Annotated in this window: 20 protein-coding genes; 8 read left to right on the top strand and 12 right to left on the bottom strand. The window is 33.6% G+C overall.

What is annotated here, in order from left to right; translation table 11 throughout:
* Positions 1-4: 4 nt before the first annotated feature.
* Positions 5-997 (bottom strand): tRNA dihydrouridine synthase DusB, encoded by a 993-nt coding sequence (gene dusB, locus ACFPTQ_RS01925; RefSeq protein ID WP_379773166.1) that lies wholly within the window; start codon positions 995-997, stop codon positions 5-7.
* Positions 998-1,337: 340 nt separating this feature from the next.
* Between dusB and lepA the strand changes: the two genes are divergently transcribed.
* The gene (lepA, locus tag ACFPTQ_RS01930) at positions 1,338-3,134 is read left to right on the top strand and encodes a translation elongation factor 4 (protein ID WP_379773169.1); all 1,797 of its coding nucleotides are present in this window, start codon (positions 1,338-1,340) and stop codon (positions 3,132-3,134) included.
* Positions 3,135-3,223: 89 nt separating this feature from the next.
* Here lepA and ACFPTQ_RS01935 read toward each other — a convergent pair whose 3' ends face one another.
* Entirely contained in the window at positions 3,224-4,156 is a 933-nt protein-coding gene (locus ACFPTQ_RS01935) for a 1-phosphofructokinase family hexose kinase (protein WP_379773171.1), read from the bottom strand.
* A gap of 242 nt (positions 4,157-4,398) precedes the next feature.
* On the opposite strand from ACFPTQ_RS01935, the gene ACFPTQ_RS01940 reads away from it, so the two are divergent.
* Positions 4,399-5,355, top strand: a complete 957-nt coding sequence (locus ACFPTQ_RS01940) for a helix-turn-helix transcriptional regulator (RefSeq protein ID WP_379775531.1) — start codon at positions 4,399-4,401, stop codon at positions 5,353-5,355.
* Between the two features lie 46 nt (positions 5,356-5,401).
* On the opposite strand, the gene ACFPTQ_RS01945 is transcribed toward ACFPTQ_RS01940, so the two are convergent.
* Complete coding sequence (locus tag ACFPTQ_RS01945; RefSeq protein ID WP_379773173.1) at positions 5,402-5,884, bottom strand: DinB family protein; 483 nt, start codon at positions 5,882-5,884, stop codon at positions 5,402-5,404.
* A 182-nt stretch (positions 5,885-6,066) separates the two neighbouring features.
* Here ACFPTQ_RS01945 and thiL point away from each other — a divergent pair, with 182 nt between their 5' ends.
* The gene (thiL, locus tag ACFPTQ_RS01950) at positions 6,067-7,113 is read left to right on the top strand and encodes a thiamine-phosphate kinase (RefSeq protein ID WP_379773176.1); all 1,047 of its coding nucleotides are present in this window, start codon (positions 6,067-6,069) and stop codon (positions 7,111-7,113) included.
* A gap of 55 nt (positions 7,114-7,168) precedes the next feature.
* Here thiL and ACFPTQ_RS01955 read toward each other — a convergent pair whose 3' ends face one another.
* From ACFPTQ_RS01955 to ACFPTQ_RS01975, 5 genes are all read right to left on the bottom strand, one after another.
* Positions 7,169-7,849: a response regulator gene (locus ACFPTQ_RS01955; protein ID WP_379773179.1), complete on the bottom strand. Its 681-nt coding sequence runs from the start codon at positions 7,847-7,849 to the stop codon at positions 7,169-7,171.
* An 8-nt stretch (positions 7,850-7,857) separates the two neighbouring features.
* Positions 7,858-9,924, bottom strand: coding sequence for a tetratricopeptide repeat-containing sensor histidine kinase (locus ACFPTQ_RS01960; RefSeq protein WP_379773181.1), 2,067 nt, complete (start codon positions 9,922-9,924; stop codon positions 7,858-7,860).
* A gap of 98 nt (positions 9,925-10,022) precedes the next feature.
* On the bottom strand, positions 10,023-10,277 hold the full coding sequence (locus tag ACFPTQ_RS01965; RefSeq protein WP_379773184.1) for a hypothetical protein: 255 nt from the start codon (positions 10,275-10,277) through the stop codon (positions 10,023-10,025).
* Between the two features lie 179 nt (positions 10,278-10,456).
* Positions 10,457-11,320: a LytR/AlgR family response regulator transcription factor gene (locus ACFPTQ_RS01970; RefSeq protein ID WP_379773187.1), complete on the bottom strand. Its 864-nt coding sequence runs from the start codon at positions 11,318-11,320 to the stop codon at positions 10,457-10,459.
* Between the two features lie 331 nt (positions 11,321-11,651).
* A complete protein-coding gene (locus ACFPTQ_RS01975; RefSeq protein ID WP_379773189.1) occupies positions 11,652-13,193 on the bottom strand; it encodes a glycine--tRNA ligase in 1,542 nt (513 codons plus the stop codon).
* Positions 13,194-13,291: 98 nt separating this feature from the next.
* Between ACFPTQ_RS01975 and ACFPTQ_RS01980 the strand changes: the two genes are divergently transcribed.
* Positions 13,292-13,975: a ComF family protein gene (locus tag ACFPTQ_RS01980; RefSeq protein ID WP_379773192.1), complete on the top strand. Its 684-nt coding sequence runs from the start codon at positions 13,292-13,294 to the stop codon at positions 13,973-13,975.
* Between the two features lie 195 nt (positions 13,976-14,170).
* Positions 14,171-14,779, top strand: coding sequence for a superoxide dismutase (locus ACFPTQ_RS01985; protein ID WP_379773195.1), 609 nt, complete (start codon positions 14,171-14,173; stop codon positions 14,777-14,779).
* Between the two features lie 332 nt (positions 14,780-15,111).
* Here the strand turns inward: ACFPTQ_RS01985 and ACFPTQ_RS01990 are convergent, their stop codons facing one another.
* The 4 genes from ACFPTQ_RS01990 to purN all read right to left on the bottom strand — a co-directional run bounded on the left by ACFPTQ_RS01990 (position 15,112) and on the right by purN (position 19,241).
* Entirely contained in the window at positions 15,112-17,010 is a 1,899-nt protein-coding gene (locus ACFPTQ_RS01990) for an amidophosphoribosyltransferase (protein ID WP_379773198.1), read from the bottom strand.
* A 179-nt stretch (positions 17,011-17,189) separates the two neighbouring features.
* Entirely contained in the window at positions 17,190-18,113 is a 924-nt protein-coding gene (locus tag ACFPTQ_RS01995; protein WP_379773200.1) for a PfkB family carbohydrate kinase, read from the bottom strand.
* Between the two features lie 76 nt (positions 18,114-18,189).
* Positions 18,190-18,669, bottom strand: a complete 480-nt coding sequence (gene rnhA / locus ACFPTQ_RS02000) for a ribonuclease HI (RefSeq protein WP_379773203.1) — start codon at positions 18,667-18,669, stop codon at positions 18,190-18,192.
* 2 nt (positions 18,670-18,671) lie between these two features.
* A complete protein-coding gene (gene purN, locus ACFPTQ_RS02005) occupies positions 18,672-19,241 on the bottom strand; it encodes a phosphoribosylglycinamide formyltransferase (protein ID WP_379773205.1) in 570 nt (189 codons plus the stop codon).
* A gap of 176 nt (positions 19,242-19,417) precedes the next feature.
* On the opposite strand from purN, the gene ACFPTQ_RS02010 reads away from it, so the two are divergent.
* The 3 genes from ACFPTQ_RS02010 to rnc all read left to right on the top strand — a co-directional run bounded on the left by ACFPTQ_RS02010 (position 19,418) and on the right by rnc (position 21,832).
* Positions 19,418-19,654 (top strand): acyl carrier protein, encoded by a 237-nt coding sequence (locus ACFPTQ_RS02010; RefSeq protein ID WP_007137004.1) that lies wholly within the window; start codon positions 19,418-19,420, stop codon positions 19,652-19,654.
* A 171-nt stretch (positions 19,655-19,825) separates the two neighbouring features.
* Positions 19,826-21,079 (top strand): beta-ketoacyl-ACP synthase II, encoded by a 1,254-nt coding sequence (fabF, locus tag ACFPTQ_RS02015; protein ID WP_379773208.1) that lies wholly within the window; start codon positions 19,826-19,828, stop codon positions 21,077-21,079.
* Positions 21,080-21,088: 9 nt separating this feature from the next.
* Positions 21,089-21,832, top strand: a complete 744-nt coding sequence (gene rnc, locus ACFPTQ_RS02020; RefSeq protein ID WP_379773211.1) for a ribonuclease III — start codon at positions 21,089-21,091, stop codon at positions 21,830-21,832.
* Positions 21,833-21,944: the final 112 nt, after the last annotated feature.

The raw sequence follows: 21,944 nt of genomic DNA on the forward strand, positions 1-21,944 counted from the left end.
AATCTTAAACCACTTCGTAACCAGCATAAGCTAGAGTAATCTCATCCAGAACCGCAAATAATTCTTCAGGATGATCTAAGGTAACTAGTTTTTGTTTAAATGTTTTAAACGAATGAATTCCTTTGAAATAATTAGTATAATGCGGACGGGTTTCCACAATTCCTAATCGCTCGCCTTTCCAATCCATTGCCCAAGTTAAGTGATTTCTAACTGCTTCTACTCTATCGGCAACAGTTGGTTTAGCCAAGTGCTCTCCGGTATTGAAATAGTGTTTGATTTCGTTAAAAATCCAAGGATAACCAATAGCAGCACGACCAATCATGATTCCGTCGATACCGTATTTATTTTTGTATTCTAATGCTTTTTCAGGCGAATCAATATCTCCGTTACCAAAAATTGGAATATTTATTCTCGGATTATTTTTTACTCGGGCAATGTGAGTCCAGTCAGAATGACCTTTATACATTTGGGCACGGGTACGCGCATGAATACTCAAAGCAGCCACACCAATATCCTGTAAACGCTCGGCCACTTCATCAATATTAATCGAATTATCATCCCAACCTAAACGGGTTTTTACCGTTACAGGCAAATGGGTACTATCAATAACCGCTTTAGTCAAACGCACCATTAGATCTACATCTTTCAAAACTCCGGCTCCGGCACCTTTACAAACTACTTTTTTCACAGGACAACCAAAGTTGATATCAATCAAATCAGGATTTACTGTTGAAACAATTTTTGAAGACAAGCCCATTGCCTCTTCATCACCTCCAAAAATCTGAATTCCTACCGGACGCTCGTAATCAAAAATATCTAATTTCATTCGGCTTTTTATCGCATCACGAATCAAACCTTCCGACGAAATGAATTCAGAGTACATCATATCAGCTCCATGCATTTTACACAAGCGACGGAATGGTGGATCGCTCACATCCTCCATAGGCGCTAATAATAGTGGAAAATCAGGTAATTCTATGTTGCCAATCTTAATCATCTTCTCAATTTTGCTGCAAAATTACGTTTTTTAAATGAAACGGTAAAAATTTCAATATCAATGACAAATTCAAAAATCAATAATGAACTTTAAAAAGACACAAATAAACTTTTGTGAATCTTTGTGTTGACTTTGAGCAACTTTGCGAAATATTACGCTTTGAACGTATAGAATTTAGCGTATATTTGCAGATTAATTGCCTTGTTTTTTCGGGACTGCGTTAGGGATTGCAGCGGCATCCTTTTATGGAATGCAATGGAATAAAAGATAGAGCGGAAAGCCCGACCCGTAGGGGTACGCCCAAAGAGACAAGACAGGAAAAATTGATACAAAAGAAGAAATGAAGCACATTAGAAATTTTTGCATTATTGCACATATTGACCACGGAAAAAGTACGTTGGCTGACCGTTTATTGGCAGCTACGCAAACCGTTACGGCTCGTGAAGAAAAAGCACAGCTGTTGGACAACATGGATTTAGAGCGTGAACGTGGAATTACCATTAAGAGTCACGCCATTCAAATGGAATATAAATACAAAGGTGAGGAATACATCCTGAATCTGATTGACACTCCGGGACACGTGGATTTCTCTTATGAGGTTTCGCGTTCGATTGCTGCCTGCGAGGGCGCTTTGTTGATTGTTGATGCTGCTCAGAGTATTCAAGCGCAAACTATTTCGAACTTGTATTTGGCTTTGGATAACGACTTAGAAATTATTCCTGTCTTGAACAAAGTAGATTTACCAAGTGCTAATCCGGAAGAAGTAAGTGACGATATTATTGACCTTTTAGGTTGTGATTTGGAAGACATTATTCATGCTTCAGGTAAAACCGGTTTTGGAGTTGAAAATATTTTGGCTGCTATTATCGAAAAAATTCCAGCTCCAAGCGGAAACAAAGAAGAGCCATTACAAGCTTTAATTTTCGATTCACACTACAACCCTTTCCGTGGAATTGAGGTTATCTTTAGAGTTGTGAATGGTGAAATTTCCAAAGGTCAGAAAATTAAATTCATGGCTACAGGAAATGAATATTTTGCTGATGAAGTAGGAACTTTAAAATTAAATCAGGTTCCTAAAAACAAAATTTCTACAGGAGATGTTGGTTATTTGATTTCTGGTATTAAAGAAGCAAAAGAAGTAAAAGTGGGTGATACCATCACTGATGCTAAAACACCAACCAGCAACATGATTACCGGTTTTGAGGATGTAAAACCAATGGTATTTGCCGGAATTTACCCAGTAGACACAGAAGATTTTGAAGACTTACGTGCTTCAATGGAAAAATTACAATTAAACGATGCTTCTTTGGTATTTTCTGCTGAAAGTTCGGCTGCCTTAGGATTTGGTTTCCGTTGTGGATTCTTAGGAATGCTACACATGGAGATTATCCAGGAGCGTTTGGAGCGTGAGTTCAACATGACGGTTATCACAACGGTTCCGAACGTTTCTTATTTGGCTTATACCAAAAAAGAACCGGATACTCCAATTATCGTAAACAACCCATCTGATCTACCGGACGCCACAAAATTAGACCGAGTAGAAGAGCCTTATATCAAAGCTACTATCATTACTAAGGCAGATTTCGTAGGAAACGTAATGAGTTTGTGTATCGAAAAACGTGGTTTGATTACGAACCAAACCTATTTAACTACGGAGCGTGTGGAATTGAATTTCGACATGCCTTTGGCAGAGATTGTATTTGATTTCTACGACAGATTGAAAACAGTTTCTAAAGGTTATGCTTCGTTTGATTACCACCCAATCGGGATGAGAGAATCTAAATTGGTTAAAATGGATATTTTATTAAATGCTAATCAACTGGATGCTCTTTCTGCTCTTATTCATGCGGACAACGCCTATACTATTGGTAAAAAGATGTGTGAAAAATTACGTGAGTTAATCCCAAGACAACAGTTTGAGATTCCAATTCAGGCTTCTATTGGAGCTAAAATTATTGCTCGTGAAACCATCAAAGCTTTACGTAAAGACGTAACTGCAAAATGTTACGGAGGAGATATTTCGCGTAAGCGTAAATTATTGGAAAAACAGAAAAAAGGTAAAAAACGTATGCGTCAGGTAGGAAACGTAGAGATTCCACAAGAAGCGTTTATGGCTGTACTTAAATTGAATGATTAAGATTTCGGAGTATTAAGAATTAAGTACAAAGAATTAAGATAGAAAACCTGACGATGAAAATTGTCAGGTTTTTTTTGTTTCTTCCAATTCTATCTTTCCTTTAACCAATCAAACAATCTCAAAGCATCTTCTTTTTTAAAAAGCTGCGTTCCTTCGTTCATGGTTGCAGCAGAACCACAGGCTACTCCCCAACGAATAACTTCTTTCAGGCTTTTATTTTGCGAAAGCGCCCAAGTCATTCCTCCTACCATACTATCACCAGCACCCACAGTACTTTTCTTAAGAACATTAGGAGCTGGTACAAATTCATATTCTTCATTAGTCACTAAAACTGCTCCCTGAGGACCCAATGAAACCACCACAATTTCGGCTCCTCCTTTTGCAATAATTTCCTTTGCAGCTTCTCTGACTTCATTCAATTCCAGGTGTTCTTTACCTACTAATTTTGCCAATTCTCCTATATTCGGTTTTATCAAATAAGCCCCTGTTTGCAACACTTTTTTCAAAGCTTCGCCCGAAGTATCCACAATAAGTTTTGCATTGGTATTCTTGGCAATTTTTGCTATTTCCTGATAAAATCCATCTGTCAAACCTTCGTTCAAACTTCCGCTTACCACCAAAAAATTTGTTTTCAAATTAGCTACTACGCCCAAAATATTTTCTACCTCTTCTTCAGTAATTTTTCCTCCAGGAAACCCAAAACGATACTGAGAATTCGTATTATCGTCCACCGCAATAAAACTTTCTCTGGTCCATGCTTCTACTTCGATGGCTTTTGTTGCAATAGCTTCTTTTGCTAATAAATTTTCCAACATTTTTCCTGTTGGCCCTCCAGTTGTAAAAACAGCCAGCGAAGCTCCTCCTAATCTAGAAATAGCTTTAGAAACATTAATTCCGCCTCCACCAGCGTCATATCTGGGTGCCTCACATCTTATTTTTTGTTCTGGAACCAAACCTTTTAAGTGTGTACTTTTATCTACTGCTGGATTTACTGTAAGCGTAACAATATCGAATGTATTCATTATTAAAATTTTAGTTTTCTAAAGATGCGAAAAAATGAAACCATTACCAAATAGAAACGTAAAGATTCAGCAAGAGGCGTTTATAGCCGTTTTGAAATTGAAAGACTAATTACTTTTAGAAAATAGAGAAGCGAACATAGAATAAAGAAAAAACTTGACTGTGAAGATTGTCAGGTTTTTTTGTTTGCCAATTAAATTTTAAAAATCAAAACGTATCTTTGAAACAAAAGACTTTACGGATTATGCTTGATGAAACTCCCAAACGATTTGACCGCATTGTTGCCATTCTTATTCAATTACAATCCAAAAAAATTGTAAAAGCGCAGGAATTGGCTAATCGCTTTGAGGTGAGTTTGCGCACTATTTATCGTGACATTCGTACATTGGAAGCTTCAGGAGTTCCTATTTATAGTGAAGCTGGCGTGGGTTATGCATTGATGGAAGGTTACAGATTGCCTCCTGTAATGTTTACTCGAGAAGAGGCCAGCAGTTTTATAGCTGCAGAAAAATTAATGCAAAAATTTACCGATCCCACTCTAGGAAATCATTACGCTTCGGCGATGTACAAACTCAAAGCAGTTCTTAGAAGCGATGATAAAGATTGGGTTTCTACTATTGAATCAAATGTTGTAATGCAATCATCAGAACAGCTTTTTAATGACAAATCTCCTAATACATTAGCAACTCTTTTTGAAAGCATTGCCGAAAAAACACAGGTGATTTTGTCGTATGAAGCCATTCAATCGGAAGGAATTACATTGCGGCATATTGAGCCTGTTGGTGTTTTTCACGAGAACAACAATTGGTACATGTTAGGCTATTGTCATTTACGAAAAGATTATCGCCAGTTTCGAACCGATCGGGTTCATGAAATCAAAAAAACAGCAATTCCTTTTTCATTAGAGCACGATGCTCTGGAAACGTTTTTGGATAAAAACAAAAATATTTCCACTACTAAAATTCGGATTATTATAGATAAAAAAATTGCAAAATATTTAAAAAGTGATCGAAAATACTATGGTTTTGTTTCAGAAAAAACAATTGGAGACAAAACTGAGATGACTTTTATGTGCAGCGCCATAGAAGGTTTTTCACGTTGGTTTCTAATGTTTGGCGATTATGCGACTATATTGGAGCCCGAAAATTTAAAACCAAAAATTTTAGAATTGCTTGAAAAAACAAAACAACTTTTACAATAAAAAAATCGCAGATTCGCAGATTTAATCTACAAATCTGCGATAAAAACTACCTTTCCCAGAAGAAAGGAGGCTCTATTCCTAAAGCTCGCAAATACACATATCCCTGACCACGATGGTGCACTTCGTTATCAATAAAATATAGAATATTCTGGATAATCGGAAATTCATACTGACCAAATAAATTAAATGTCTCGTTAAAATCTTCTATTGTTAATCGCTGCCAGTAGGCATTAATTTCTTCAGTAGCTTCATCCCATTTTTCAAGATATTGTGCTTTGAAAATTAATTTTTCTGCTCCTTCTTCATTATACGGCTGAATATCTCTATTAACAATTCCTTTCAAAGCAGGCGATGCAATAGCTAAAAGCTCATCGGCTAATTTTGCAAAAGGTCGCATTCCGCCTATCGAAAATTCGAAAAAATCTTTTTCAGGAAATAATTCAATCACTCTGCGGGTCAAAGCGCGGTGCCCTTGCCAATGTTTCAATAAATCTTCTGGAGTAATCACTTGTGATGCTAGTGTTTTCATAGTTTTAAAATTTTTATTTTTTACATTTCAAAAGTAAATACGGCATGTGACAACAGTTTGTCAACAGTGTTTTTCTTTTTCTAAAAAAAATAAAAAACAGAACCGCCTTTTTCATTTAACCCGCTAAACCTTTGCTCCCGAAGCTAAGGGATTGTATCTTTGCACCTTTGAAACTTAAAACTATGATTGAAGATAAAAACCCACAACGTACAAGCATTGCTCAATTGGGCGAATTTGGATTAATCGAACATTTGACTAAACATTTTGAAATCAATCAGGCTTCTACTTTAAAAGGGATTGGTGATGATGCGGCTGTTCTAGATTTTAAAGACAAAAAAGTAGTGGTTTCAACTGACATTATGGTCGAAGGCGTTCACTTTGATTTGGCCTATATGCCATTGAAACATTTAGGTTACAAAGCAGTTGTAACAAATGTATCCGACATTTGTGCTATGAACGCAAAGGCAACACAAATCACGGTTTCTATTGCCGTTTCAAATCGTTTCCCTTTGGAAGCCTTAGAAGAATTATACGAAGGAATTACGCTCGCCTCTAACGAATACAAAGTAGATGTTATTGGTGGTGACACCACTTCTTCTCAAAAAGGTTTAATTATTAGCATCACCGTTTTAGGTGAAGCAGACGCCGAAGAAATTGTATATCGCAATGGTGCTAAACCAACTAATTTATTAGTAGTCACGGGCGATATTGGCGCTGCATATATGGGATTACAGGTTTTAGAAAGAGAGAAACAGGTATTCCAGGTAAATCCAAATTCGCAACCTGATTTAGAATTATACACTTATTTAATTGAACGCCAATTAAAACCAGAAGCCCGAAAAGACGTTTGCACTTTATTACACGCATTAGAAATAAAACCTACTGCCATGATTGATATTTCAGATGGTCTATCTTCAGAAATTATTCATTTGTGCAAACAATCTAATGTAGGTTGTAATTTATACGAAGACAAACTACCTCTAGATCCACAATTTATAAATGTTTGTGAAGAATTTGATATCGACAGCACAACTGTTGCTATCAACGGAGGTGAAGATTATGAATTACTATTCACTATTCCAATTGAAGATTTTGACAAGATCAAAGGAAATCCAAACTTCACTATTATTGGACACATGACTGAAGAAAGTGAAGGCATTCATTTAGTTACTCGTGCCAATACCAAAATCGCTTTGAAAGCTAGAGGTTGGAATCCTCTTGGTGAATAAAACAAAAAACCGCAACTCATTTATTACTGAATTTGCGGTTTTTTTGTATCCTTTTTTAGAAAATCAAACCTTTATTTTTAGCTGCTTTAACCAAATCTAAATCATCTTGAACTTCAAGTAAATTTCTAAGATTTGCTTTGCGTGACTCGATCGCATTTAATGAAATTGGCACAAACTGAGGGATATCTTCTAACTTTGTTCCTTTAGATAAATGAAATAAAATTTGTTTATCAAATAAATCAATCTCTATAGAATTATCATGTGAACTAAGCATTTCCAGTATTGATTTACTATAATACAATTCATTATTAATCACCTTGTCAAAAGCACTCAATAACTCGTCAAACGTTAAATCGTTTTTAATAACTATTCCGCTAGGACTTACTTTGTTTATTAAGGTTTTTAATTTTAAAAACTCGGTAAACATAGTCAACATAATAATCTTGCAATTAGGCATATATTCCAAAACTAATTTAGCTAAATCTTCGCCAGAATACAACTCTTTCTCTTCATAAGCAGGCATACTAATATCTAAAAATGCGATATCAAAATTCATTTGATCATTAGTAATTAGATTGTAAGCCGACTCGCAATCTTTAGCTTCGAAAATTGTAAATTCAAATTTATCTGGATTATACCTCGCTATGGCATTTTTGTATCCTTGAATAATAAATGGATGATCATCTACAATTAAGATGTTCATTTTAAGCCTAGCTGTAGCTGTTTCAATAGTCATTTTATTTGTTATGATATTTGATTTTCTAATGGTATACTCACCGTAATGGTAGTACCCTCTCCAATTTTAGATTGAACATGAAACTCTCCCTTACATTCTTTGGCTCTGGATATCATATTCTGTAAACCAATTCCTTTTTTCTTTAGATTAGCATTAAATCCAGCTCCATCATCAGTAATTGTTAACACAATCGTATTATCCTTTCTTTTCAATTCGACATTAATAGTGGTTGCATTAGCATACTTATTAATATTTTGCAATGATTCTTGGATAATTCGGTACAAATTAATCTTCACTGAATTGACCGCTAAATCCCATCTAATTGTCGAATCGATAGTCGAAAATAATTTTGCTGAAAAAGTTTTTCTTTGTTCCTCAAAAAGATTATCAACAATTGCAACGAAGTTATTAATTAATTCTGATTTTTCCCTATTCAAATCATGTGAAATTTCACGAATATCTTGCTCGATTTTTTTCAATTCAGCTAAGTAATCCAGTCTTTGTGTAACCGCTAGATCATCATTAAATTGATTCAAACCTTCTAAATTCATTCGTACACCAAACATTCTACCCAAAACACCATCATGTAATTCTTGAGCCACACGTTTTTTTTCTTGAACCCTATTAGCTTCAATAGTATTCTGCTGGGAAATCATCAAATTATAAATTTCTTCATTCGCTTTTTGCTGTTGCTGTTTATACAAAAGTTCCCTGTTTTTTGCCTTTTGAGATTTAATGATATACACAAAAAAGCCTAAGATGGCTATTGCAGTAAAGAAGTAAACCAACTTCCGATTTTTAGCTTCTAAATCAGAATTTTCGTCTTTAATTTCGTCTGTTTCGTATTGAATTCTAGAGAATTTTTCTCCTATTTTACGTTCTTCTTTTTGTAGTTCTTCGTTTATATGAATATATTCTTTGGTATAAGCAGTTGCTTTTTGAGGATCTATTGTAGCAATATGTTTCAAAGCCACCATAATATCATGTCTATCATTGGTTTTTCGAACAAGTGTCAAAGCCTGATTTGCAAAATTCAAAGCTTTTTGTCTATCATTTTTAGCTTCAAAATATTCCGATAAGTGTATTAAATTTAAAAATTGTCCTGAATTTGACTTTAATCCACTACTAACCTTCATTGACTGATAAAACAAATCCGGCAATCTATTTTTATCATTAAGTTTAAATTTACTATAACCTAAATTATCCAACAACATTGCATAAACACTTGCATCCTGATTATCTATCAACTGCTGCTCAATTCCTTTATTAAAATACAATTTAGCTTGCTCATAATTCTTAAGATTCATGTAAACCAATCCTAAATTCAAATAAGAAATTGCCATAGTTTGACTTTTTCCAAAAATTTGAGAATCTTGAATACTTCTTATTGCCTTATCATGATAAACAATAGCTGTTTCATAATCTCCCATCCCATTATACACTAACCCCAACGTATTATAAGCATCGTATTTCACATAATCAATCTGATCTATATTTTTAGATGTATTAGTATTAATTATTCGTAAAGCTTTAAAAACCTCTTTTTCACTACCAACAAAATCACCAACTCTAAATAACAAATTAGCTTTATTAATAATAATCTTAACTAAAGGAATTTTATCATTGTATAATCTATCACTATATAATTTTTCAGCTTTATTGTAAAAAAGAAAGGAAGAATCCGAAACTAATTTAATTCTATAATAATCACCTAGATATCCATATGCTCTTGACATATTTACAGTATCTCCAGCTATTTCTGAATTCTCTAAAACTAAATTTACAGTTTTATAATATTCTTTAAAAGAATTAATATTATAATAACGATTGGCTATTTTAAAAAGATTGGCTCTATTTAAAGAATCATTAATCTGACTAACTACTATTTCATTAGCCTTAGTTATATATTCTAATCTTTTTTCTTTTTGAAGATTAAAATCATTTGCTAAAGAAAAATAAATATCCAAACTATCATTAGAAATATTAACGGATTTATTATCTGATTTTTTTTGGCTACACCCAAAAAAAACAAACAACAATAGTATACAAATCCTTTTTCCCTTAATTGTTTTCAATAGCACTTTCCAAATTTACCCAAAAATACTAATTTTAAATTATTAGCATAAAAAAAGGCTATCAAATGATAGCCTCTTTAAATAATATTTTAAAAAAATTAATCTTGCTTAATTTCTCTTGTTCCTCCAATTGTGTAATCTTGTTTAATCTCTCTTGTTCCTCCAATTGTGTAATCCTGCTTAATTTCTCTTGTTCCTCCAATTGTGTAATCCTGCTTAATTTCTCTTGTCCCACCAATTGTATAATCTTGTTTAATTTCTCTTGTTCCTCCAATATCTTCTTTAGAAACTGTGAAAGAAGTTAAAACTAACATTAATGTAAATAATCCGAATGTTACGATTGATTTTTTCATGACTTGGGTTTTTTATGTTTTTTAATACTTTTTTACTTGTTTTAATGAAAGCGTTTGTGCGTTTTCTTGAAGTAAAATTACATAGCGAACCCTTATTTCAAACGTGTTTTCAAGCGTTTATGGTAGAATGCCATCATTTATGAGTGAATGAACCCCAAATCTGGGTAGATGACTATTTTTTAAATTTCCAGATAATTTCCATTTGAAATTTCCGAAATTATAAGATCTATATTTGCCTTATAGGATTTAGAGAAAGGTAATTTTATAGCTGTGTTTTTAATGTAACACAATGCATTTCCTGTATGTATTCTGGAAATACAATTACTATTAACAATATAACTGTTATGAATACGAACAAAAGGATAAGGCAGCACTCCTTCAAAAAGTTTAAGTGTTTTAAAAGCTGTAACCATTTCTCCATTGATTAAATGAATATCGGTAGAATTGTTATCTGCTTGAAAATAGGCGATGTCTCTAGTATCTATATACCGGTAATCGCCATAGGATTTAACACATAAGATTAGAGGCTCTTGTTGAATTCCAAGTGTTTCAGTTCTAACAACACTTGGAACACTAATTTCTTCAGGTTCAGGATCTGTTTCTTTAGAAGTAATCTTTACTGGTTCAGTTTGATCTATTATATTAGACTTACCAATTTTTAATAGAGACTTCACCATATCAAATCGGGTTACCGGTTTGATAAAATAATCCGAGACCTCATATTGTATAGCTTCAAATGCTAATTCTTTTTTAGAGGTGGTTACAATAATCTTAGGAACAACATTTAGGTACCTGTATAATTCACTAATGAGCGCCAATGATAAATTACTTTTTTTATCAGCTGGCTCAATTTCAAGAAAAATTAATTTTGGTTTGTGTTCGAGAATTAAATTTAGACCTTCATCATAATTACTGGCAATACCCAAAAATACAAGTTCAGAAAAACCATCAGTGATCGTTTTCGTCTGTTCAGCACTTTCTTTATTATCATCAATTATGATGTATGAGTAATTCATAGATGGCAATTCCCCACGATTAGGCATAAATAACTATAACAATTGAAACATAAATGCTTCAACCATCTATTAGAAAATTAATGTGGTAGTTTTGGGAAAACTATTCAGAATATTTAGTCAAATAAACTAATATTCTAGAAGCTAAAAATAAACATTTAACTCTTTTTTTACATTAATTTTCAACAGAAATCGACAAAGTGTGTATATGAATTGACAAAGGGTAAATAAATCCGACCAAGAACTAAATTAGACGATTTTAATCTCCAAAATTTTACATTTTTTCCGAACAAAAAACGCTTTAAAAACAAAAAAACTCCCCTATAAAGGAGAGTTTTACTATTTAGTTGAAAATTACATCTTACATTTTCATCAACCAGTTCTTCATTGAAACTTCGCTTTCGATAATTCCTCTTAATTCAGAAATTTTAACACGATCTTGTTTCATTGTATCTCTATGACGAATAGTTACCGTTTCATCTTCTACTGTTTGATGATCTACAGTAATACAAAATGGAGTCCCTAAAGCATCCTGTCTTCTATAACGACGCCCTACTGCATCTTTTTCATCATATGCCACATTGAAATCCCATTTTAAATCGGCAATAATTTTATGTGCAATTTCTGGCAATCCATCTTTTTTAACTAATGGCAATACCGCAGCTTTCGTAGGAGCCAATACAGCCGGTAATTTTAAAACAGTTCTTGTTGTTCCATCTTCTAAAGTTTCCCCTTGTAACGAAGTAGCAAATACAGCCAAGAACATTCTATCTAAACCTACTGAAGTTTCCACCACATAAGGCACATAATTTTCGTTTAATTCTGGATCAAAATATTGCAATTTTCTTCCAGAATATTGCTCATGTGCTTTTAAGTCAAAATCAGTACGCGAGTGAATTCCTTCTAACTCCTTAAATCCAAATGGAAAATTAAACTCGATATCAGCAGCTGCATTAGCATAGTGCGCTAATTTTTCGTGGTCATGGTAACGATAATTCTCTTTTCCAAGACCTAACGATAAATGCCATTTTAAACGCGTTTCTTTCCAATGCTCATACCATTTCATTTCTTCTCCTGGACGCACAAAAAATTGCATTTCCATTTGTTCAAACTCACGCATACGGAAAATAAACTGTCTAGCTACAATCTCATTTCGAAACGCTTTACCGGTTTGAGCAATTCCAAAAGGAACTTTCATACGTCCTGATTTTTGAACATTCAAGAAGTTTACAAAAATCCCCTGAGCTGTTTCTGGACGCAAATACAAATCCATTGCATTATCAGCAGAAGCACCTAACTTCGTTCCAAACATCAAGTTAAATTGTTTTACTTCTGTCCAATTTCTAGAACCTGATTCAGGACAAGCAATTTCTAACTCTTCAATTAATGCTTTTACATCAGCCAAATCTTCATTTCCTAAAGAACGAGCCATTCTTTCCAGAATTTCTCTTTCTTTGGCTTTATATTCTTTTACACGAGCATTTGTCGAAACAAATTCTTCTTCATTAAAAGCCTCTCCAAAACGCACTCTTGCTTTTTCGATTTCTTTGATTGCTTTTTGATTTAGCTTTTCAGCATAATCTTCAATCAAAACATCGGCTCTATATCTTTTCTTAGAATCTTTATTATCAATTAATGGATCATTAAACGCATCAACGTGGCCAGAGGCTTTCCATGTCGTAGGATGCATTAATATCGCAGCATCAAGCCCTACAATATTTTCATTCATCTGAACCATTGCTTTCCACCAATATTCACGGATGTTCTTTTTTAACTCTACTCCGTTTTGTGCATAGTCATAAACTGCACTTAAACCATCGTAAACTTCGCTTGACGGAAAAATAAATCCGTACTCTTTTGCATGCGAAATTACATTCTTAAATATATCTTCTTGTTTTGCCATAGTGGTGCAAAAATATAAAAAGTGAATTTAAAAAAAAGAAAATTATTAAAGTTTGAATCATTGATTTTTATATTTTTAGAATAAATAAACCTTAGAATATGTTACAAAGCATTCTAAATCTATTTTTTCCTAAAACTTGTATGGGTTGTGATAGTTTATTGACCCAGAACGAAATCGTGATTTGCAGTATTTGTAGACATCATATTCCATTAACCAATCATCATTTATGGAAAGAAAATGAAGCTTTCAAGAAATTCTATGGCCGAATACCTGTAGAACACGCATCTGCTTTTCTTTATTTTCATAAAAAAGGAATCGTTCAAAAACTCATCCACAATCTGAAATATAAAGGACAGCAAGAAATAGGCTCTCTTTTAGGCGAATGGTATTCAGACGAATTAAAAGAAACATTCCAAAATAACAAGGATTGCGAAATTATTATTGTTCCATTACATCCTAGAAAATTCAAAGAAAGAGGCTATAATCAAGTTAGTACTTTTGCAAAATCACTTTCAAAACAACTTCATTGTATCTACAACGATACTATCTTGTATCGAAAAGTATATTCTAAAACACAATCCAAAAAAAATCTATTAGGAAGAACCGAAGGCATAGACACTGTTTTTGATGTGCATTTTTCTGAGAAAGATTATAACAAACATTTCATACTTATTGATGATGTTATTACAACTGGAGCAACTCTCGAAGCCTGTTCGAGAGCGGTACTAAAAATTCCTGGTGCAAAAATTAGCATTATTTGCATAGCCATGGCACAATCGTAATCTTTACCAACAAAGAAAATTAGAATAATACCGCTTTTGACAACTACTTAATTTATTGTTAAAAAAACTACTTTTTATCTAATAAAATAACAAAAAAACGCAATATTAAATTTATTTAACGAATCAGAGTTTCCGATTACAAACTTAAATGTTTAATTTTGGATAAATTTTTATAAATCTTTAAACAAAAATATCATGGCTTTTGAATTACCTAAATTACCTTATGCGTATGACGCACTAGAACCACATATTGATGCTCGTACGATGGAAATTCACCACTCAAAACATCACAATGCTTACACAACTAACCTTAACGCTGCTATTGCTGGTACAGACATGGAAGGTAAAACCATCGAAAACATATTAATTAACCTTGATATGACTAACGGTGCTGTTCGTAACAACGGCGGAGGTTTTTATAACCACAATCTTTTCTGGACAGTTATGTCACCAAATGGAGGTGGACAACCAACAGGTGATTTATTAGCTGCTATCGAAGCTGCTTTTGGAACATTTGAAGAATTCAAAGCTAAATTCAGTAAAGCTGGTGCTACTCAATTTGGTTCTGGATGGGCTTGGTTATGTGTTCAAAAAGGTGGAAAATTAGACGTTTGTGGTACTCCAAACCAAGACAACCCATTAATGCCAGGTGTTGGATGCGGTGGAACTCCAATTTTAGGAATGGATGTTTGGGAGCATGCTTACTACTTAAACTATCAAAACAGAAGACCAGATTACATCGAAGCTTTCTTTAATGTAATCAACTGGACTGAAGTTGCTAGAAGATACGCTTTAGAAAAATAATAGCTTTTTAATTAGCTATATTTTTATTCAAAATAGACAAATTGACTCAAAGTTAATTTGTCTATTTTTTTTATTCTTTTCCAACACCAACTTGTAATAACAAAAAACGGACGATAATATATCGTCCGTTTTACTATTCAACTATTTTCAGTTTTTATATCTCACTTAATTATAATAAAAAAGGTGGAATTTCTTCCACCCTTTTTGCCCCAAATCTACCATAAACTTAACCTACTAATATTATGGTATTACAAATGTATTTTAGTTCTAACTTACCGGCAAATATTTAAGATAAACAACCTAAAAAACCGACAAATAACTTAAATCAATCATTAATAAGCTCTAGCGTCCTTACCTTCATAAAAATTCATAAAAGCTCGGTTCACTACTCTATTCCCTCCTGGAGTAGGATAATCACCTGTAAAATACCAATCCCCAAGGTTTTTAGGACATGCTACATGTAAATTATCCACAGTTTGGAAAATAATTTTCACTTCTGCTTTAATTTCAGGAGAACTTAACATTTCAGCTATTTTATTTGAAATCTCCTGATCCGTAAATGGTTCATAAATTGCCGTCACATAATTTACTACATCAACATCTTTAAAGTCTTCTTGCGATTTACATTTTGCATAAACTTCATCTACGATATGATACATATTTCTTTCTTTCAAAAGAGCCAATGCAGCTCTAAAAGCAACTAAACCTTCTAATTTAGCCATATCAATACCGTAACAATCCGGATAACGAATCTGTGGTGCAGAAGAAACAATAACAATTCGTTTTGGATTTAATCGATCCATCATTTTGATGATACTCTTTTTAAGAGTAGTTCCTCTTACAATACTATCATCAATAATAACCAAGTTATCTTCTGGTTTAATCACGCCATAAGTGACATCGTATACGTGAGCCACTAAATCATCGCGACTATCATCCGCTGTAATGAAAGTTCGTAATTTAGCATCTTTAATCGCTACTTTTTCAGTACGAATCTTAACTGCTAATAATTCCTTTAAAGTTTCAGCCGTTAAAATATTTCTATTTTCTAAAATATAATTATTCTTTCTTTGATTTAAGAAATCCTGAGCCGCTTCAACCAATCCAAAGAATGAAGTCTCTGCGGTATTTGGAATATAAGAGAAAACCGTATTGTCAGTATCCTGATCAATTGCTTCTAAAACTGCTGGTAAAATTAATTTACCCAAATCTTTCCTTTCTTGATAAATCTCAGCATCACTACCTCTAGAGAAATAAATACGTTCAAAAGAACATGCTTTTTTTACAGTTGGAGTCACAATTTCTTTCATGGAAACTGTTCCATTCTTCTTAATAATCAAAGCACTTCCTGGATCAATTTCATTTACTTGATCAAAAGGAACATTGAAAACTGTTTGAATAACTGGTCTTTCTGAAGCTACAACAACCACTTCATCATCTTGATAAAAATATGCCGGACGAATACCTGCAGGATCTCTAAAAACAAATGCATCTCCATGACCTAATAAACCAGCCATTGCATAACCACCGTCGAGATTTTTCGCCGAACGAGCTAAAATTTTGGCCACATCTAATCTTTCAGCTATTACCGGCGAAGCACTTTGTTTAGAATAACCTTCAGCCTTGCAATCTTGATATAATTGCATTACTTCTTTATCCAAGAAATGACCTATTTTTTCCATCACAGTTACGGTATCTGCCATTTCTTTTGGATGCTGACCTAATTCAACCAAATTTTGAAAAAGCTCTTTAACATTGGTCATATTAAAGTTACCCGCCAAAATAAGATTTCGATGCATCCAGTTACTTTGTCTCAAAAACGGGTGAACACTTTCGATACTATTTTTACCAAAAGTACCATAACGCACGTGACCCAAAAACAACTCCCCGATGTATGGAATATTTCTTTTTTGAGCCGCTACATCATCAGCATATTCAGGGTTAGACGTTAACTCCTCATTGATACGCTCATTAATTTGAGCAAACACATCCTGAATAGGTTGCGCCTGATTAGAACGCACTCTACTAATATATCTTTCCCCTGGCTCAACATCTAATTTAATACTTGCAAAACCAGCTCCATCTTGCCCGCGATTGTGCTGTTTTTCCATCATCAGATACATTTTTTGTATCCCATAAAAAGCAGAACCGTACTTTTCTTTGTAAAATTCAAGCGGTTTAAGTAGTCTAACTAAAGCTATTCCACATTCATGTTTTAAAGCGTCGCTCATTGTAGTTGTGTTTGTTATTTTGTTTAATCTATGCTAGCAAACTTTAATAAATTTACTATTTGTTGTTTTTTGAATGTACAAAGTTCGTTTTTTCATTCCTTTTTAAGGTTAATCTAGATTAATAAATCTAGAAAGTACTAGTTACGGAACAAAAAAACCCCGTTTCCGAGGTTTATCTATTATAATTCTATATCAAATTGTGTCAATGATTTAAATTGTTTCAATCGAGACACAACTTCTTCTTTCTCTAAACTAAGCATTCGTTCCGTTCCAAATTTCTCCACACAAAAAGAGGCTAAATTTGACCCATAAATAATTGCATTTTTCATGTTTTCAAACGAAACATTCTCACTTTGAGTGATAAATCCCGTAAAACCTCCAGCAAATGTATCACCCGCTCCTGTTGGATCAAAAACTTCCTCTAATGGTAAAGCTGGCGCAAAAAACACATTGGTTTCATGGAATAACAATGCTCCATGCTCACCCTTTTTTATCACCACATATTTAGGTCCCATTTCCTGAATTTTAGCCGCAGCTTTTACAAGTGAATATTCACCAGAAAGCTGTCTTGCTTCTTCATCATTGATTGTAATTACATCTACCCTTTTAATTACATCTAACAATTCAGGCAATGCACAATCCATCCAAAAATTCATAGTATCTAAAACTACTAATTTTGGTTTACTTTCTAATTGATCTAAAACACCACTTTGCACTAATGGATGCAAGTTTCCTAGCATTACTACATCGGCATTTTTAAAATTTTGAGGAACTTTTGGCTGAAAATCGGCCAAAACGTTTAATTGCGTATCTAAAGTATCTCTTGAATTCAAATCGTTATGATAACGCCCACTCCAAAAGAAAGTTTTTCCACCTTTCACAACTTCTAATCCAGAAATATCAATATTTCTTTCTGTCAATAAATCAATGTATTCTTGTGGAAAATCATCGCCTACGACTGAGACAATGGCTGATTGTAGTTTAAAAAAAGCCGCAGAAAAACCAATATACGTTCCAGCACCTCCTAAGATCTTATCCGTTTTCCCAAATGGGGTTTCAATTGCGTCGAAAGCGACTGTTCCAACAATCAATAATTTATTCATTTTATGAATTTCAAATTAAAGCTGCAAAGATAATTTATATGTTGCAATCTTGCAAAAGTTAAAATCCACAAAATTATCACAAAATACGCCCCTCTTCTTTTTCATAAAATGCATCAATGGATAAGTTTTTCTGACTAGATGCAAAAACAGCCAGTTCATCACAACGTTCATTTTGAGGATGACTATTATGACCTTTTATCCATATAAAATCGACAAGATGTTTTCTATACACAACTAAAAAACGCTTCCACAAATCTGCGTTTTTCCGCCCAGCGAATGATCTTTTTTCCCAACCTAAAACCCACTTTTTAACAACTGAATCAACCACATATTTAGAATCTGAAACAACTAACACCTTCATGTTTGGCTTTTTTAATTTCTCAAGACCTACAATCACAGCCAATAATTCCATTCTATTGTTAGTAGTATACCTAAAACCCTCATAAAATTCTTTTCGATGAGAAGAACCTACTAATTCCATCACAATTCCATAGCCTCCAGGACCAGGATTTCCCTTAGCCGCCCCATCTGTATATATATGTACTTGATAATCCAATTTTACGATTTAGATTTAAGTACATCCTCAATTACACTAGGAAAATATTTTTGTTCTAGTTCGTGAATTTTTTCCGCAACCACTTCCGCGGTGTCAGTCCCTAAAACAGTCACTGATTTTTGAAAAATTATTGCGCCTTCATCATAATGTTCATTTACATAATGAATACTAATACCTGTTTCTTTCTCTTTATTTTCCACTACAGCTCTATGCACATACATACCGTACATCCCTTTACCACCATACTTAGGCAATAATGCTGGATGAATATTTATGACCTTATCAGGGTAAGCGCTGATTAATTCATCTGGAAATTTCAACAAAAAACCAGCTAAAACAATTAAATCAGGCTTGATTGTATTAATTTTTTGTACAAAATTACTTTCATAAAGTTCGGTCTTTGTAAAAATTTCTACTGGCACTGCATTATTTTTTGCTCTATCAATCACCTTCGCATTTGCATTATTGGTAAAAACACTTACAACCTCTCCAATTGCACTTCCTTTAAAATATTTTATAATATTTTCAGCATTTGTCCCAGATCCAGAAGCAAAAACAACTATTTTTTTCATAATTCATCACGTTAATTTGACACAAAAAAAAGAATAAAAAACCAAATTATACGGCTTTAAGAACTCTTTGTTCAAAAATATTTTCTAATTTAGATGTTACATTTATCAACTTAATGGTGGTTTTAAAATAAAGTTTTTTATTTTTGCCTCCAAATTAAATTCTAAAATTAAAGATTATGTCAGACATTGCATCAAGAGTAAAAGCGATTATCGTAGACAAATTAGGCGTTGACGAAAACGAAGTTGTAACAGAAGCAAGCTTCACTAATGATTTAGGAGCTGACTCATTAGACACTGTTGAGCTTATTATGGAATTCGAAAAAGAATTTGACATCCAAATTCCAGACGATCAAGCTGAAAACATTGCTACTGTTGGTCAAGCTATCTCTTATATCGAAGAAGCAAAAAAATAATACACGTACACCCGATTACATAAATCTGTTGTCGGGTGTTATTATTTTTAAAAATTAAAAATACAGATTGAATTTCAATCTACATAGATAATACAGCACCCCATGGCTCTTAAGTAAACACAAAAGAAAGCGTGGGTTTTGTTTGTTTAAAGATAACAAAATACAGAATATATGGTATTAAGACGAGTTGTTGTAACAGGTTTAGGTGCACTTACTCCTATTGGAAACAATATTGAAGAGTATTGGAATGGCCTTATTAACGGAGTTAGCGGGGCTGCACCAATAACTTATTTTGATGCTTCAAAATTTAGAACACAATTTGCTTGCGAACTTAAAAACTTCAACGTTGAAGAATTTATCGACCGAAAAGAAGCCCGTAAAATGGACCGTTATGCTCAATACGCCATGGTTTCTTCTGAGGAAGCAATGAAAGACGCAAATTTTGATTTAGACAAAATTGACAAAGATCGTGCAGGAGTAATTTGGGGATCAGGTATTGGAGGTCTAGAAACTTTCCAAATTGAAGTTCTTAATTATGCTGCAGGTGATGGAACACCTCGATTCAACCCTTTCTTTATCCCAAAAATGATTGGAGATATTGCTTGTGGACACATTTCAATTAAATATGGTTTTAGAGGACCAAATTTCGGAACCGTTTCCGCATGCGCTTCTTCTACAAACGCTATTATTGATGCTTTCAACTATATTAGATTAGGTCATGCCGATGTAATGGTAACTGGTGGTTCTGAAGCCGCAGTGACTATTGCAGGTATGGGTGGATTTAACGCTATGCACGCTTTATCAACAAGAAATGATGACCCAAAAACAGCTTCTAGACCAATGGACAAAGACAGAGATGGATTTGTACTAGGAGAAGGTGCAGGAGCAATCATTCTTGAAGAATACGAACATGCAGTAGCTCGTGGTGCTAAAATTTACTGCGAAATTGGAGGTGGAGGTATGTCTGCCGATGCACACCATATCACTGCTCCACACCCAGAAGGTTTAGGTGCTAAAAATGTAATGTTAAACTGCTTAAGAGATGCTGGTTTAAAACCAACAGATGTTGACGGAGTTAACATGCACGGTACTTCAACACCTCTAGGAGACATGGCAGAGAGTAAAGCAATCGAGCAAGTTTTTGGCGAACACGCCTACACAATGAACTTGAACTCAACTAAATCTATGACAGGTCACTTACTAGGTGCTGCCGGAGCTATTGAGACTATTGCTGCCATTCTTTCTATCAAACACGGAATAGTTCCTCCTACAATTAATCATTTCACTGATGACGAACATATAGATCCAAAGTTAAACTTTACTTTCAACGTTGCTCAAAAAAGAGAGATGAATGTTGTTATGAGTAATACTTTTGGTTTTGGAGGTCATAATGCTTGTGTATTAGTAAAAAAATTAGGATTCTAATTTGATACTATGAGTATATTCAAAAAAATATTTACAAAGTCCCGTCGTCCTCAAGAAGACGGGATTTTTTTTGAAGCTATTCAAAAAATTCTAGGCTTTGCTCCTCATGAATTAAATCACTACCACAAAGCATTTACACATCGTTCTTCGGGAAAAACCGATTCTAACGGTAACCCAATAAGCTATGAGCGATTGGAATTTTTAGGAGACGCAATGCTTAGTTCAGTAATAGCAGCACATTTATTTAACGAAGTACCACATGGCGACGAAGGGTATTTAACGAAAATGCGTTCTAAAATTGTAAGTAGAGAACACCTAAATGAATTAGGCAAAGACTTAGATCTTATCCGATTTGTGGACAGCAAAGTTCCCGTACAACATTTTGGTGAAAATATACACGGAAACATCTTTGAATCGCTCATAGGAGCAATCTACCTAGATAAAGGTTATCCATTTTGTGAAAAATTTATTCAAAAAAAAGTAATTCTTCCTTATGTTGATATCGCAAGACTCGAAGGTAAGGTGATTAGCTATAAAAGTTTAATTATCGAATGGTGTCAAAAAGAAAAAAGACAATTCCATTATGATATTTTTGAAGACAATGCACTAGACGGACAACGTTTATTTGGGGTAAAATTAAGCATCGATGAAAAAGTAGTTGCCAAAGCAAGAGCCACCTCTAAAAAGAAAGCTGAAGAAAAAGCTTCTCAAAGAGCCTATTTTGCATTTCAAGAAAAAATGAACAAAAAATAAACACAAATACACAATAGCTATATCGATTTCGTTTTAAATTTAACGAAATGATTATTTTTTAAACAGTTAAACTTCGGGAGAAATAGTATATTTACAGCCTTATTTTTAATGA

Origin of the sequence: Flavobacterium sp. GCM10022190, from assembly GCF_042656445.1 — a bacterium.
Classification (GTDB): Bacteria; Bacteroidota; Bacteroidia; order Flavobacteriales; family Flavobacteriaceae; genus Flavobacterium; species Flavobacterium nitratireducens.

Coding starts and splice junctions, on each gene's coding strand:
- ACFPTQ_RS01995 (WP_379773200.1), bottom strand. CDS start 18,113: ATGAATAAATTATTGATTGTTGGAACAGTCGCTTTCGACGCAATTGAA.
- ACFPTQ_RS01970 (WP_379773187.1), bottom strand. CDS start 11,320: ATGCCTAATCGTGGGGAATTGCCATCTATGAATTACTCATACATCATA.
- ACFPTQ_RS01935 (WP_379773171.1), bottom strand. CDS start 4,156: ATGAATACATTCGATATTGTTACGCTTACAGTAAATCCAGCAGTAGAT.
- rnc (WP_379773211.1), top strand. CDS start 21,089: ATGAGTATATTCAAAAAAATATTTACAAAGTCCCGTCGTCCTCAAGAA.
- ACFPTQ_RS01975 (WP_379773189.1), bottom strand. CDS start 13,193: ATGGCAAAACAAGAAGATATATTTAAGAATGTAATTTCGCATGCAAAA.
- dusB (WP_379773166.1), bottom strand. CDS start 997: ATGATTAAGATTGGCAACATAGAATTACCTGATTTTCCACTATTATTA.
- purN (WP_379773205.1), bottom strand. CDS start 19,241: ATGAAAAAAATAGTTGTTTTTGCTTCTGGATCTGGGACAAATGCTGAA.
- ACFPTQ_RS01980 (WP_379773192.1), top strand. CDS start 13,292: ATGTTACAAAGCATTCTAAATCTATTTTTTCCTAAAACTTGTATGGGT.
- thiL (WP_379773176.1), top strand. CDS start 6,067: ATGATTGAAGATAAAAACCCACAACGTACAAGCATTGCTCAATTGGGC.
- ACFPTQ_RS01940 (WP_379775531.1), top strand. CDS start 4,399: ATGCTTGATGAAACTCCCAAACGATTTGACCGCATTGTTGCCATTCTT.
- ACFPTQ_RS01985 (WP_379773195.1), top strand. CDS start 14,171: ATGGCTTTTGAATTACCTAAATTACCTTATGCGTATGACGCACTAGAA.
- ACFPTQ_RS01945 (WP_379773173.1), bottom strand. CDS start 5,884: ATGAAAACACTAGCATCACAAGTGATTACTCCAGAAGATTTATTGAAA.
- fabF (WP_379773208.1), top strand. CDS start 19,826: ATGGTATTAAGACGAGTTGTTGTAACAGGTTTAGGTGCACTTACTCCT.
- ACFPTQ_RS01955 (WP_379773179.1), bottom strand. CDS start 7,849: ATGACTATTGAAACAGCTACAGCTAGGCTTAAAATGAACATCTTAATT.
- lepA (WP_379773169.1), top strand. CDS start 1,338: ATGAAGCACATTAGAAATTTTTGCATTATTGCACATATTGACCACGGA.
- ACFPTQ_RS02010 (WP_007137004.1), top strand. CDS start 19,418: ATGTCAGACATTGCATCAAGAGTAAAAGCGATTATCGTAGACAAATTA.
- ACFPTQ_RS01965 (WP_379773184.1), bottom strand. CDS start 10,277: ATGAAAAAATCAATCGTAACATTCGGATTATTTACATTAATGTTAGTT.
- ACFPTQ_RS01990 (WP_379773198.1), bottom strand. CDS start 17,010: ATGAGCGACGCTTTAAAACATGAATGTGGAATAGCTTTAGTTAGACTA.